The sequence below is a fragment of the Nocardia sp. NPDC050712 genome (assembly GCF_040654295.1).
Taxonomy (GTDB): Bacteria; Actinomycetota; Actinomycetes; order Mycobacteriales; family Mycobacteriaceae; genus Nocardia.
In genome coordinates this window covers 92600-108480 of the sequence record NZ_JBFAHT010000003.1, presented here as the reverse complement: position 1 = coordinate 108480, position 15881 = coordinate 92600, and the positions used below count along the sequence as shown (strand labels likewise).

2 protein-coding genes (both running past the window's edge) are annotated in these 15881 nt (G+C 71.3%); both read left to right on the top strand.

The genetic code is table 11. The features are described from left to right. Window positions 1-6460 carry the end of a non-ribosomal peptide synthase/polyketide synthase gene (locus tag AB0H76_RS20870; RefSeq protein ID WP_357329779.1) on the top strand. 11339 nt of this gene lie to the left of the window's left edge, so only the last 6460 of its 17799 coding nucleotides appear in the window; its start codon lies beyond the left edge, outside the window; its stop codon occupies window positions 6458-6460. Then, window positions 6460-15881 carry the 5' end (the start) of a non-ribosomal peptide synthase/polyketide synthase gene (locus AB0H76_RS20865; RefSeq protein ID WP_357326401.1) on the top strand. The gene runs 16078 nt beyond the window's last position, so the window shows 9422 of its 25500 coding nt (coding positions 1-9422); its start codon is at window positions 6460-6462; the stop codon falls past the right edge of the window. Before AB0H76_RS20870 ends, AB0H76_RS20865 begins: the two co-directional genes overlap by 1 nt.

Genomic DNA, 15881 nt, shown 5'->3' with positions numbered 1-15881 from the left:
GCGCGCCCCGCTGGATCCGGCGCACACCGCCTACGTCATCTACACCTCCGGCTCCACCGGGCGGCCGAAGGGCGTCGTGGTGCCGCACCGCAATGTGCTGCGGCTCTTCGACAACACCCAGCGCCACTTCGGTTTCGGCGCCGCCGACGTGTGGACCATGTTCCACTCGTACGCCTTCGACTTCTCGGTCTGGGAGCTGTGGGGCGCGCTGCTCTTCGGCGGCCGGCTGGTGGTGGTGGACTACTACACCTCGCGCTCGCCGGAACAGTTCCGGGACCTGCTGGAGCGGGAGCGGGTGACGGTGCTCAACCAGACGCCGTCGGCGTTCTATCAGCTGATCGCCGCCGACGCGGCCCAGGCACCGGCCGAATATGCCTTGCGCACTGTCATTTTCGGTGGTGAGGCGCTGGATCCGCAGCGGCTGAACCCGTGGTTCGAACGGTATCCGGACCAGCCGCGCCTGGTGAACATGTACGGCATCACCGAGACCACGGTGCACGTGTCCTACCGCCCGATCGCGCCCGGCGCGGGCTCGGCCAGCGTGATCGGTAGCGCCATACCGGGTTTGGCGGTCCGGATCCTGGATTCCCGGCTACGCCCGGTGCCGGTGGGTGTGCCCGGCGAAATCTATGTCTCCGGCGGGCAATTGGCGCGCGGCTACCTCGGGCGGCCCGCGCTCACCGCGGCCCGCTTCGTCGCCGACCCCTACGGCGCGGCCGGCAGCCTGGCCTACCGCTCCGGTGACCTGGCCCGCTGGACCGCCACCGGTGACCTGGAATACCTGGGCCGCGCCGATCAGCAGGTGAACCTGCGCGGTTTCCGGATCGAACTCGGCGAGATCGAGGCCGCCCTGCTCGACACCGCCTCGACGGTGCGGGAAGCGGCGGTGGTGGTCCGCACGGACCTGGCCGACGAACCTCGCCTGGTCGCCTATGTCGTCGCCGGGGATCTCGAGGTCGCCCAGTTGCGCAAGGATCTGGGCCGGGTCCTGCCCGAGCACATGGTCCCCGCCGCGATCGTGGCGCTGGAGCGAATCCCGTTGACCGTCAACGGGAAACTCGACCGCGCCGCGCTGCCCGCCCCCGCTTTCGAGGGCGCGACCTATCGGGCGCCGGGCACCCTGGCCGAGGAGCTCGTCGCCGCGGTGTACGCCGAGGTGCTCGGGGTTGCCGAGCGGGTCGGCGCCGATGACGACTTCTTCGCCCTCGGCGGCAGCTCCCTGCTCGCCGCCAAAGCGGTGGCCCGGATCGGGGCCGCCCTGGATCGCGGCGTCCCGGTGCGCGCGCTGTTCGAGGGGCCGCGCGTCGCCGAACTCGCCGCCGCGGTCATGGCGAGCACGGCGCAAGCGCGGCCCGCCCTGGTCGCGGGCGCCCGCCCGGCTGTGCTGCCGCTGTCTCCGGCCCAGCAACGGATGTGGTTCCTCAACCGGTTCGACAGCGCGTCCATCGCCTACAACATTCCGATCGCGCTGCGCCTCTCCGGCGCATTGGACATCCCCGCGCTGCGGGCCGCGATCGGCGATGTGATCGGGCGGCACGAATCGCTGCGCACCCGGTACCCGGAGGTCGACGGCGTCGCCACGCAGGTAATCGTGCCCACGGCACGGGCGGTGCCCGAGCTGACCCCGGTGGACAGCACCGAAGCCGAGTTGCCCGCGCGGATCCAGCACCTGGCCGCGACGACCTTCGACATCACCATCGAGATTCCGGTCCGCATCGAACTGTTCCGGACCGGCCCAGCCGAATTCGTGCTGGCCGCCGTCCTGCATCACATCGCCGCCGACGGCTCCTCCATCGCACCGTTCGTGCGGGATCTGATGAGCGCGTACACCGCTCGGCTCGACGGCGATGCGCCGGCCTGGCAGCCACTTGCCGTCCAGTACGCCGATTACGCGCTGTGGCAGCGCACGCTGCTCGGCGCCGAGGACGACCCGGACGCGCCGTCGGCGCGCCAGATCGATTACTGGACCGGCACGCTGGCCGGTCTGCCCGATCAGCTCGCCCTGCCCGTCGATCACCCGCGCCCGGCGCGGCAGAGTCTGCGCGGCGAGAAGATCGCCCTGACCGTCGACGGCGCCCTGCAGCGGGCCCTGATCGGCGTCGGACAGCGCAGCGGCGCAACGCTGTTCATGGTGGTGCACGCCGCGCTCGCGGTCTTGCTGAGCCGGTTGTCCGGCACCGGCGATATCGCGGTCGGCACGCCGATTGCCGGGCGGGGCGCCGCCGAACTGGACGACGTGATCGGCATGTTCGTCAACACGCTCGTGCTGCGCACCCGGGTCGAGGCGGGGGAGCGCTTCGCCGACCTGCTGGCCCGTACCCGGGCCGGGGACGTCGCCGCGTTCGGGCATGCCGATGTGCCGTTCGAGCGGCTGGTGGAGGTGCTGAACCCGGAGCGGTCCACCGCCCGGCATCCGCTGTTCCAGGTCGGCTACTCGTTCCAGAACCACGAGCGCGGGGAGCTACGACTACCCGGGCTCGACGTGCGGGCACTCGAATACGACAGCGGCGTCTCACAATTCGATCTGCACCTGTTCGCCGTCGACCACTACGGCGCCGACGGCGCCGCCGCCGGACTCGAACTCGCGCTCGGCTACGCCACCGATCTGTTCGAGGCCGCGACCGCGCGGCGCCTCGGCGATCAGCTCCTGCGGGTGCTCGAAGCCGTTGCCGCGCAGCCGGACACCCTCGTCGGCGACCTCGACCTGCTCGGTCAGGCCGAACGCACCCGGCTTCTGCTCGACTGGAACGACACCGCACACGCGGTCGAGTCCGCGACCCTTGCCGATTTGATCGACGCACAGGTCGCCCGCTCGCCGCACGCCGTCGCGGTGCTCGACGCGGATACCGAGAACTGGGTCAGTTACCAAGATTTCGATGCCTGCGTGAACCGACTGGCCCGCAGGCTGATCGGCGCGGGTGTCGGCCCGGAGCGCACTGTCGTGCTGGCCATGCGCCGCTCGGTGGAATTGGTCGTCGCCATGTACGCGGTGGTGCGCGCCGGTGGCGCCTACGTCCCGATCGATCCGGACCATCCGGCCGACCGGATCGCGCACATTCTCAGCACGGCCGCACCCGCGTGCATCCTCACCACCTCGCGGGACGGTCTGCCGATCGAAACCGCCATTCCCGCTTGGGAAGTCGATCGCCTGCCCCGGAGTGGTGCCGCCGAGCCGGTGCTCGACAGCGAGCGGGTGCGCCCGCTGCGGCCCGAACACCCCGCCTACGTGATCTTCACCTCCGGGTCGACGGGCGTGCCCAAGGGCGTGACGGTCGCGCACTCGGCGATCGTCAACCAATTGCTCTGGCTGCGCGACTACTTCGGCCTGAACGGCAACGACTGTGTCCTGCTGAAGACACCCGCCACCTTCGATCTGTCGGTGTGGGAGTTCTGGTCGCCGCTGGTGACCGGCGGTCGCCTGGTCGTCACCGCGCCCGGCACCGAGCGCGAGCCGGAACGACTGCGTGAGCTGATGATCCGCCACGGCGTCACCGTCCTGCACGCCGTCCCCGCCCTGATCGGCATGCTGCTGGCCACCGCACCGGACACGGCGCTGCCGGGCGCGCTGCGCCAGGTGCTCGCGATCGGCGAGGCGCTGCCCGCGGCCACGGCCGCGGACTTCCTGCGCCGCGCGGAGCTGCACCACGAACCGGCGGTCGCTACGCCGTACACCGATTCGGCCGACCTGGTGATGGTCGCGGCGAGCATGCTCGACGGCTTGGCGCGGTACAGCGAAGGCGCGGATCGTGGCGCCGCGGCCATCGCCGAACCTGCGGCCGATCGGCATCCGGGTGACCGGCTCGCACTCCCGGCGCGCAAGCCTGTGGACACCTGTGCACAAATCCGCGGTGCGCGACTTTTCAACCTGTACGGACCGACCGAGGCCGCGGTGTCGATCACCGCGTACGAGGTGGTGGACGCGCCGGCGCACGCCGTGCCGATCGGCGCCCCCGCGTGGAACAGCCGAGTGTATGTGCTGGACAGCCGGTTGCGGCTCGCTCCGGTGGGTGTCGCGGGGGAGCTGTATCTCGCGGGCGCGCAGTTGGCGCGGGGGTACCACGGCAGGTCCGGGCTGACCGCGGATCGGTTCGTCGCGGATCCCTTCGCGGGCGCCGGCCGGATGTATCGGACCGGGGACATCGTGCGCTGGCGGGCCGACGGGACGCTGGAGTATCTGGAGCGGGCCGACTTCCAGGTCAAGATCGGCGGCTTCCGCATCGAACTCGGCGAGGTCGAGGCCGCGCTGCGCCGGCTGCCCGGGGTCCGGGCCGCTGTCGCGGTGGCGCACGGCGGCGACCGGCTGGTGGCCTACGTGGCGGTCGCGCAGCCGGATTCGGCGACCGACCTGCGCGCGGCCGTGGCGGCCGAACTGCCGGGGTACATGGTGCCGGCCGTGGTGGTCGCGCTGGAGTCGCTGCCGCTCAACGCCAATGGCAAGGTCGATCGGTCCCGGCTGCCCGAGCCGGTCTTCGCCGAGGCCGAGTTCCGCGTCCCGCGCTCCGAACTCGAGATTCTCGTGGCCGGGACCTATGCGGGCGTAATCGGCTGTGCCCGGGTCGGTCTCGATGACGACTTCTTCGCACTCGGTGGCAATTCGCTGCTCGCGACGAAGCTGAGCGCTCGCCTCGGCGCGGCGCTCGGCGTCCAGGTGCCCGTGGCGGCGGTCTTCGAGGCGCCCACGGTGGCGGCCCTGGCCGATGACCTCACCCGGCTGGACGGCGCGGCGACGCGGCCCGCGCTGGTACGCCGGACCGGGACCGCGCCCGTGCCGCTCGCGCCCGCACAGCAGCGCATGTGGGTCCTGAACCGGCTCGCGCCGGACTCCTCGGCCTACAACATCCCCGCCGCCATCCGGCTCACCGGCGCCCTGGACCTCGAGGCACTGACCACGGCCATCGCCGATGTCGTCGACCGGCACGAGACGTTGCGCACGCGGTACCCGGACACCGAGGCCGGGCCCGTGCAGGAGATCCTGCCCGCGGCCGCGGCGGCGCTGGAGCTGACCCCGATGCGGGTGCGGCGCAGCGCGGCCGATGCCCGGCTGCGCGAGTTCATCGGCCTCGGTTTCGATGTCGCGGCGGCCCCGCCGGTGCGGGCCGCGCTGCTCGAAATCGCCGAGGGACCGGAGGACTCGGCCACCGAATGGATCCTCGTGGTGGTGCTGCACCACATCAGCAGCGACGGCTACTCCGTGGCCCCGATGACGCGAGATCTCATGCGGGCCTATGTCGATCGGGCGGCGGGGCAGGCGCCGGGATGGGCTCCGCTGGATATCCAGTACTCCGACTACAGCGTGTGGCAGCACGCTGTGCTCGGCACCACCGAGGAGGGCCAGGCGGCTCGTCAACTCGGGTACTGGGCCAAGGAATTGTCGGGCCTGCCGGAGGTGCTCACGCTGCCGACGGACCGGCCGCGCCCGGCCCGCCGGGAGTCGCGAGGCGCGACAGTCGATTTCGAGCTCGGCACCACGCTGACCGCCCGACTCGACGAGATCGCCCGCGCACACGGCACCACGTTGTTCACGGTCCTGCACACCGCCTTCGCGGTCCTGCTGTTCAAACTGTCGGGCAGCACGGACATCGCCATCGGCGCACCCGTCGCGGGCCGCGGCGCCGCCGAACTCGACGATCTGATCGGCATGTTCGTCAATACCGTCGTGCTGCGGACCGAGATCGATCCGCGCGCCGCCTGCACCGAACTCCTCCGGCAGGCCCGGGATCGGGACCTGTCCGCCTTCTCACACGCGGAGGTGCCGTTCGAGCAGGTGGTCGAGGCGGTCGGGGGTGCCCGGTCCAGTTCCTACACGCCGCTGTTCCAGGTCATGTTCACCTTCCAGAACCTGCCGTCCGGGCGCCTCGAGCTGCCGGGACTGGCGGTGGAGGTGCTCGATCCCGACCTCGCGGACGCGAAGTTCGATCTGCACCTGACCGGCATCGAACGATTCACCGCCGCGGGTGCCCGCGCCGGACTGGACCTTCGATTCGGTTACGCCACCGACATTTTCGACGCGGACACGATCCGGCGCTACGCCGAACGCCTGGTGCTGGTGTGCTCCGCGATCGCCGACGATCCGGCGGTCGCCCTGCGGGCCATCGACATTCGCACCGAGTCGGAGCAGGGCCAGGCCGCGGCGCCGCCGCCGGAGCCGACGCTCGCGGAGCTGCCCGAATTGATCGCCGCCGCGGCGCGAATGGCGCCGGACGACGTCGCGTTCGCGCACGGCGAGCACACGGTGTCCTATCGCGAGCTGGCCGCCAAACTCGGCGCCGTCGCCAAGGCGATGGGTGCCGCGGCGACGCCGCAGACCCTCGTCAATGTCAGTCTCGCCGGGCTGGTGCCCGGTGTTCTCGCCGCACTCGGTGGCGATGGCCTCGCAGCGGCCATCCGCACCTTGCTCGGTGCAGCGCATGCCGTGATCACACGGCCCGCGCAGGTTGTCGATACGGAAGGAAACAGCTGATGTCGCACATGGATTCGGCCACCTCCAGCCCGCAGGGCGCCCGCATCGAGCCACGCCCACATCCGGCGCTGCGCCGGGCGTACGGCATCGAGGATCTGCCCGGCCTGATCGCGACCGTCGCCGAGCTGGCTCCGGAACGAATCGCGCTGCGCCACGGCGACACCGCGCTCACCTACGCGGCCCTGCACACCGAGATCGCGGTGCTGGGCGAGGCGATGGGCGGCGGGCTCGGCGCCGACGTCCTGGTCTCGGTGGTGGTGTCGAGTCAGCTGCCCGAGTTGCTGGAGTCGACCGACGGCGCGCTCGGCACCGTGCTGCTCGAGCTCGTCGACGACGCGCTGACGGCGGCGTGCCCGGTGCTGCCGACCGCTTTCGCGCCGGTCGAAACGCTGGTCAGCGAGTTCGAGGCGCAGGTACGGCGGACACCCGACGCGGTCGCGCTGGAATACCGGGGCGCGACCCTGACCTACGCCGAACTCGACGCCCGCTCCGATGCCCTGGCCCGGCGGCTCGTTCAGCTGGGCGTGGGCCCGGACGCGCTGGTCGGCCTGGCGGTGCGCCGGTCCTTCGACCTGCTGATCGGCATGTACGCGATCGTCAGAGCCGGCGGCGCGTATGTCCCGATCGACCCGGAGCATCCGGCCGAACGCATCGGCTACGTGCTGGAGGTGGCCGCGCCGGTCCTGGTGCTCACCACCGCCGCGGACGAACCGCCGTTGCCCGCGGGCACAGAGGTGCTGCGAATCGATGAATTCGGCGGCACGGCAGTGGATTCGGTCGAACTGCCGACGCTGGATGCCGACAACATCGCCTACGTCATCTTCACCTCCGGCTCCACCGGCCGCCCGAAAGGCGTTGCCGTCTCGCACCGCTCGATCGTGGCGAATCTGCACTGGCGCCAGCGGATGTACCGGCTCGGCGACACCGATGTGGTGCTCCAGAAGACCCCGTTCACCTTCGACGTGTCGGTGTGGGAGTTCTTCTGGCCGTTGCAGATCGGCGCGCGGCTGGTGATCGCCGAGCCGGACGGGCACCGCGATCCCGCCTATCTGGCGCGCACGATCACCGAAACCGGCGTGACCGTCGCGCATTTCGTGCCCTCGATGCTCGCGGTATTCGTCGCCGAGCCGCTGGCGCCGACCGCCGGTGAGGTATTGCGCCTGGTGTTCGCCTCCGGTGAGGCGCTGCCCGCCCCGACGGCCGCCGCGTTCCGGGAGATCAGCGGCGCGACCCTGCACAACCTGTACGGCCCCACCGAGGCTGCGGTCGACGTCACCGCCCACGAGGTGACGGCCGAGGACCTCGGGTCCGTCCCGATCGGCGCCGCCGCCGACGACACCGAACTGCTCGTCCTGGACGACAATCTGCGTCCCGTGCCCGGCGGCGTGGTCGGTGAGCTGTACCTGTCGGGCGTACAGCTCGCTCGCGGCTACGTCGGCCGTTCCGGGCTGACCGCGGACCGTTTCGTGGCCAATCCGGAGGGCGCGCCCGGCGATCGGATGTACCGCACCGGCGACCTGGCGCGCTGGGTGACCGGCCCCGGTGGCGGCCCGGCGGAGCTGGAGTACCTGGGGCGCACCGACTTCCAGGTGAAGCTGCGCGGGCTGCGGATCGAGCTGGGCGAGGTCGAGGCGGCGCTCTCGCGCAGCCGCCAGGTCGCCCAGGCCGCGGTGCTGCTGCACCGGCGGGACAGCGGCGACCACCTGGTCGGCTACGTGGTGGCCGCTACCGGCGCAGCGGTCGACACCGACGCGGTGCTCGACGAGGCGCGGCGGCAGCTGCCGGAGTACATGGTGCCCTCGCTGGTGCAGGTGCTGGCCGAGATGCCGCTCAGCGCCAACGGCAAGCTGGACCGCCGGGCGCTGCCGGCACCCGATTTCACCGCGAGCGCGGCGGAATACCGGGAGCCCGAGGGCGACGCCGAACGCGCGATCGCGGAGATCTTCGCCGAACTCCTCGGCGCCCCCCGCGTCGGCGCGAACGACAGCTTCTTTACGCTGGGCGGTAATTCGCTGCTCGCCACCCGCGCCATCGCCCGGGTTTCCACAGTCCTGGGGATGACTGTGGATGTTCGCGACTTCTTCGATATGCCGACGGTGGCCGCGCTGGCCGCGCACGCCGGTTCCGCACCGGCCCGCCCGCCACTGGTCGCCGGGCCCCGCCCGGAGCGGATTCCGCTCTCGCCCGCGCAGCGGCGCATGTGGTTCCTGAACCGCTACGGGTCCGGCGCGCACAGCGCGGCGGTGGACAACATTCCGCTGGCCCTGCGGCTGCGCGGCGCCCTGGATGTCGCGGCGCTGTCGGCGGCCGTCACCGATCTGGTGGTCCGGCACGAGATCCTGCGCACGGTCTACCCGCAGACCGAGGCCGGTCCCGCGCAGGTGGTTCGCGCGGTGCACCCGGCTTTCGATCTGACACCCCGGGAGGTGCCGGCGGCGGAGCTGCCGGCGGCCGTGCTGCACGCCGCCACGCGGAGTTTCGATGTGGCGGAGGAGATCCCGATGCGGGTCCGGCTGCTGCGCAGCGCCGCCGACGACCACACGCTGGTGTTCGTCGTGCATCACATCGCCGCCGACGGCGTCTCGCTCGGCCCGCTGATGCGGGACCTGGTGGCCGCCTACACCGCGCGGCAGGACGGCCGCCTGCCCGCGTGGGAACCGCTGGCCGTGCAGTACGCCGACTATGCCCTCTGGCAGCAGGAGGTGCTCGGCGACGCCGCCGACCCCGGCTCCGCCGCCGCCCGCCAACTGGACTTCTGGCAGACCGAGCTGGCGGAACCGCCCGCCGAGCTGGTCTTACCGTTCGATCGGCCGCGCCCCGCCACCGTCTCCTACCGTGGTGCCACGCACAGCCACGCGCTCGACGCGAGCCTGCGGACGGCTGTGGACAAAACCGCCCAGCGCTGCGGCGCGACCCCGTTCATGGTGGTGCACGCGGCGCTGGCCGCCCTGCTGGCGCGGTTGTCGGGTACCACCGACATCGCCATCGGCACCCCCGTCGCCGGTCGCGGCGCCGCCGCGCTCGACGACCTGGTCGGCATGTTCGTCAACACCCTGGTGCTGCGCACCGAGGTCGGACCCGCGCGGACCTTCGCCGAACTCGTCGCACACGCCCGCGACCGGGACGTGCGCGCCTTCGCGCACGCCGACATCCCGTTCGAACAGCTGGTGGAGGCGCTGAACCCGGCCCGCTCGCAGGCGCGGCACCCGCTGTTCCAGGTGGCGCTGTTCATGCAGAACATGGCGCCGGTCGAACTGGCGCTGCCCGGCCTGGACACCCGGCCGGTCGACTTCGACTCCGGCTTCTCGAAATTCGATCTCCAGCTGACCATCACCGACAGCGACGTCGGTTACCGCGCCGAATTCACCTATGCCACCGATCTGTTCGACGCCGCGACCATCGCCGAGTTCGGCGTGAAGTTCGAACGCCTGCTGCGCGCCGCGGTCACCGACCCGGACACCGTGGTCGGCGACATCGAGCTGCTGGACGCCGGCGAACTGGACTACGTCACCGCCAGCTGGAACGCCTCCGGGCACCGGGTGCCGGACCGGTTCCTGCTCGACGGATTCGACAACCAGGTCCGGCGCACACCCACGACGGTGGCCGTGCTGGCCGACGCCGAACCGGGGCGCAGCCTGACCTACAGCGAGCTCTCCGATCGCGCCAATCAGCTGGCGCGCCTGCTGATCGCCGACGGCGTCGGGCCGGAAAGCCTGGTGGTGCTGGCGCTGCCGCGCTCGATCGACCTCGTCGTCGCTATGTACGCGGTACTGCGCGCGGGCGGCGCGTATGTCCCGATCGATCCCGCGCACCCAGCCGAGCGGATCGGTCACATCCTCGACACGGCGCGACCACACGCCATTTTGACTACGCGCACAGCGGGATTCGCGCCCGACGCCCAGGCGCCGGTGCACTATGTCGACGAACTCGAGCTCACGGCGTACTCCGCGGCCAAGATCACCGACCGGGAGCGGCGCGCCACCCCGCACCCGGACCAGCCCGCCTATGTCATCTTCACCTCGGGCTCCACGGGCAAGCCGAAGGGCGTCGCGGTCAGCCACCGGGCCATCGCCAATCAGCTGGCCTGGATGCACGACGAGTACCACCCGCGCAGCGGGGACCTCTACCTGCAGAAGACCGCGACCACCTTCGACGTCTCGCTGTGGGGCTACTTCCTGCCGCTGCGTGCGGGCGCGACCCTGGTGCTCGCCACCCCCGACGGGCATCGGGACCCGCGCTACATCGCGGAAACCATCGCGCAGCACGGCATCACGCTCACCGACTTCGTCCCGTCCATGCTGTCGGTCTTCGCGACGCACGCCGAGCCCGGCGAACTCGATTCGCTGCGTGACGTTTTCGTCATCGGTGAGGCGCTGCCCCCGGAGACGGTCGCCGCGTTCGGCGCGGTGTGCGCGGCGGGCCTGCACAACCTGTACGGGCCGACCGAGGCCGCGGTGTCCATCACCTACCGGGAGGTGACGGGCGAGACCTCCGCGCTCGTCCCGATCGGCGAACCGGAGTGGAATTCGCAGGCCTACGTGCTGGATTCGCGGCTGCACCCGGCGCCGATCGGGGTGGCCGGAGAGCTGTACCTGGGTGGTGACCAGCTGGCCCGGGGCTACTACGGCCGCGTGGATCTGACCGCCGACCGCTTCGTGGCGAACCCGTTCGGCTTCGGCGGCGAACGCATGTACCGCACCGGCGATCTCGTGCGCTGGACGCCGGACGGCGAACTCGTCTACCTCGGCCGGGTGGACTTCCAGGTGAAGTTCCGCGGGCAGCGGGTCGAGCTCGCCGAGATCGAAACCGCGCTGCTGGCCGCGCCGGAGGTCGCGCAGGCGGCGGTCCGGCTGGTCAGCGCCGACACCGGCGACTACCTCGCGGGGTACGTGATCCGCACGCCGAACACCGAACTCGACCTCGACGCCGTGAAAGACGGCCTCACACAGCGGCTTCCGGCCTACATGGTGCCGACCGCCGTGGTCGAGCTGACCGAATTCCCGCTGAACACCAGCGGCAAGCTGGACCGCTCCGCGCTGCCGCTGCCGGTCCTGCGGGCCAAAACCTTCCGGCCACCGGTCGACGCGGCGCAGCGCCTGATCGCGGCGGTGTTCGCCGAGGTGCTCGGGGTGCCGCGGGCCGGCTTGGACGACGACTTCTTCGCCCTGGGCGGCAGTTCCTTGGACGCCACCCAGGTGACCGCGCGGGTGGGTGAGGCTGTCGGCGTGCGCATTCCGGTGCGGGCGCTGTTCGAATCCGCCACCGTGCACGCCTTCGCTACCGCGGTGGACGAGCTGAGCAGATCCGGGACGAAGCGGCTGGCGCTGGTGCGGCAGCAGCGCCCCGAGCGGGTGCCGCTGTCCCCGGCCCAGCAGCGGCTGTGGTTTCTCAACCGCCTGGAGAGCCAGGACGGCAAGCACAGCGTCTACAACCTGCCGGTGGTGCTGCGCCTGCGCGGCCGGCTCGACGCCGAGGCGCTGGAACAGGCCGTGCTGGACGTCATGGCCCGGCACGAATCGCTGCGCACCCGCTATCCGGAGCACGAGGACGGCCCCTACCAGCAGATCCTGGACCGGCGCGAGCACCCGCTGGGCCTGCACGCCGTGCAGGTCGGGCCGGCGGAGCTGACCGCGGCGATCACCGCCGTCACCCGAGCCGGATTCGACGTCACCGCCGAAGTTCCGGTCCGGGTCGCCCTGTTCCTGGTCGAGCAGACCGACGATGCCCGGGGTCTGCCGGGTGACGAATACGTGCTGGTCCTGGTGGTGCACCACATCGCCGCCGACGCCCTGTCGATGCGGCCGCTGATCACCGATCTGGTCCGGGCCTATCAGGCGCGGTTGCTCGAGCGCCGGCCCGACTGGGACGAATTGCCGGTCCAGTACGCCGATTACAGCCTCTGGCAGCGCGAACTGCTCGGCAGCGCGGAACGCGCCGGTGATCCGGCGCAGCAGCAGGTGCGGTTCTGGCGGGACGTGCTCGCGGGGTTGCCCGCGGACCTGCCGCTGCCGACCGACCGGCCGCGACTGCCGCAGCCGACCAATCACGGTGCCGCCGTGGACTTCACCATCGATCCCACGGTCGCGGCCGGACTGCGCCGACTGGCCGAGCGGCAGGGCGCGACCCTGTTCATGGTGCTGCACGCGGCATTCGCGGCGACGCTGGCCCGGCTCGGCGGCACCGGCGACATCGTCATCGGATCGCCCGTCGGCGGGCGCGGCGAACGCGAACTCGACGCGCTGGTCGGCATGTTCGTCAACACCCTGGTGCTGCGCACCGCGGTCGCGCTCGAGGTGTCCTTCGCCGATCTGGTGGCGAGCGTGCGGGATTCGGACGTCGCGGCGTTCGGCAATGCCGAGCTGCCGTTCGAGCGGCTGGTCGACGCCATGGCGGTGGATCGCAGCACCGGCGCGCACCCGCTGTTCCAGATCATGTTCAGCTTCGGCGGCGCGAACCCGGGCGCGGGCAGCGCGTTCAAAGTGCCGTGGCTGACCGTCGAACCGGTAGACATCGCCGACCCCACCGCGAAATTCGATCTGCATCTGGTGCTCAACCAGCACGACGACGCGCGCCTCGCCGGTAGTCTGCGCTACGCCACCGACCTGTTCGACGCCACCACGATCGCGGCGTTCGTGACCAGGCTGGAGCGGATGCTCGGCGCGGCCGCCGCGGTGCCGGAGGTCTTGGTCGGCGATATCGAGTTGCTCGACGACGCCGAGCGCGCCGACGTCGTGCAGCGCTGGAATGCCACGGCGCACGAGCTCGGCGCGGGCGGCACGCTCCCGGAGCTGTTCGCCGCGCAGGTGGTTCGCACGCCGGACGCGCCCGCGGTCACGTTCGAGGGGACAACTCTGTCCTACGCCGAATTCGCCGCCCGGGTCCATCGGCTGGCCCGCTATCTGATCGATCAGGGCGTCGGCCCGGATGTGCTGGTGGCGCTGGGGCTTCGACGCTCGATCGATCTGGTCGTCGCCATGTACGCGATCACCGTGGCGGGCGGCGGCTATGTGCCGCTGGACCCGGACCATCCGGCGGAACGCATCGCCCACATCCTGGATACCGCCGTCCCGGTCGCGGTGCTGACCAACGCGCCCGCACTGGATGTGCCGGTGGGCCAGATCCGCATCGACCGGCTCGACCTGAGCGCCTACTCGGCCGCTCCGGTCACCGACGCGGAGCGCCGCGCGCCGCTGCGGGCCGCCAACACCGCCTACGTGATCTTCACCTCCGGCTCGACGGGGCGCCCGAAAGGCGTCGCGGTGAGCCATGCGGCGATCGTCAACCGGTTGCGGTGGATGCAGTCGGCCCGGGTCGAACTCGGCCCCGGGGACGCGCTGCTACAGAAGACGCCGGCGACCTTCGATGTCTCGGTGCCGGAGTTCTTCTGGCCGCTCCAGGTCGGCGCTCGACTGGTGCTCGCGCGTCCGGAAGGCCATCGCGACCCCGCCTACCTCGCCGAAATCCTGCGCGGCGAGGGGATTACCGCCGTCCACTTCGTGCCGTCCATGCTCGCGGTGTTCGTCGCGGAGTTGTCCGGCGACCTGCCGGCGCTGCGGCACGTGTTCTGCTCCGGCGAGGCGCTGCCCACCGCCGTCGCGCACCGCATGCGGGCGCTCAGCGGCGCCAAGGTGCACAACATGTACGGCCCGACCGAGACCGCGGTGGAGGTCTCCGCGCACGAGGTGGTGGACGCCGACGGCACCGCTCTCTCGATGGGTGCGCCCGCGTGGAACACCCAGGCCTACGTCTTGGACGCGCGGCTCCGGCCGGTGCCGGTCGGCGTGCCGGGTGAGTTGTACTTGGCCGGTGCGCAATTGGCGCGCGGATACCTCGGGCGCACCGATCTCACCGGGGATCGCTTCGTGGCCAACCCCTTCGGGACCGACGGCACCCGCATGTACCGCACCGGAGATCTGGTTCGCTGGACATCCGCGGGCGAGCTGGAGTTCCTGGGCCGCACCGACTTCCAGGTGAAGCTGCGCGGTCTGCGCATCGAACTCGGCGAGATCGAGGCCGTACTGCTCGCGCTGCCCGCCATCGCCCAGGCGGTGGTCGTGGTGCGCGACGATCACGGGACCGGCGAACAGCTCGTCGGCTATCTGGTCCCCGGCGCCGCGCTCGACCTCGAGGTCGTGCGCGCCACTCTTGCCGAGCGACTACCCGGATACATGGTGCCCGCGTCCTTCGTTGTCCTGGATGCCTTTCCGGTCAATGCCTCCGGCAAGCTGGACCGCGCCGCGCTGCCCGCGCCCGCTGTGCCGGTGGGGGAGTTCCGCGCTCCGGGCTCGGACGCCGAATGCCTTGTCGCCGAGACATTTCAGGATCTACTCGGCGTCGATCGCGTCGGCGCCGACGACGACTTCTTCGCGCTCGGCGGCAACTCCCTGATCGCCACCCAGCTCGCCGCCCGCCTGACCAAAGCCACCGGAACCCAGGTGCCGGTGCGTGCCGTCTTCGACGCGGTGACGGTCGCCGCGCTGGCCGCCCGGCTCACCCTGCGGGCCGACGCGAACGCGGATACCGTACCGGTGATGTTGCCGCCGCTCGTCCCGCAGAACCGCGACGACACCATCCCGCTGTCCATCGCGCAGCAGCGGATGTGGTTCCTGAACCGATTCGACAGCGGCAGTGCGGGTTACAACATTCCGTTCGCGCTGCGGCTGACCGGTGCGCTGAACATCGACGCCCTGCGATCGGCTATCGCCGACGTCATCGCCCGGCACGAATCCCTGCGCACGATCTACCCCGAGCGTGACGGAGACGCCACCCAGGTGGTGCTGCCCGCCGGCACCCGCCTGGTCGACCTGGTCGTCCGCACGGTGTCCGCCGCCGAACTGCCCCAGCTCATCGCGACGGTCACCCAGGCGGGTTTCGATGTCACCACCGAGGTGCCGCTGCGCGTGCGGTTGCTGCGACTGCGGGACGACCAGCACGTGCTGCTGTTCGTGGTGCACCACATCGCCGCCGATGGTTGGTCTTTCGGCCCGCTGACCCGCGATCTCGCCGCCGCCTACGTGGCGCGCTGCGCCGACACCGCGCCCGCCTGGGCGCCACTTCCCCTGCAGTACGCGGACTTCGCGATCTGGCAGCGCGGCGCCCTGGGCTCGGCCGGCGACGCGAACTCGGTGCTCGCCCGGCAACTGGGCTACTGGACCGATCGGCTCACCGGGCTACCAGAGGTGCTGACGCTGCCCTCGGACCGCCCGCGCCCCGCCGTGGCGAGCAACCGCGGCGGCGCGTACCTCGCGCGCCTGGACCGCGCGCTGCACCAGGGGATCGACGACCTCGCGGCCGCGCACCGGGTCACCCCGTTCATGGTGCTGCACACCGCCCTGGCGGTGCTGCTCGCCCGGCTGAGCGGGACCACCGACATCGTGGTCGGCGCACCCGTCGCGGGCCGCGGCGAACAGGCGCTGGACGA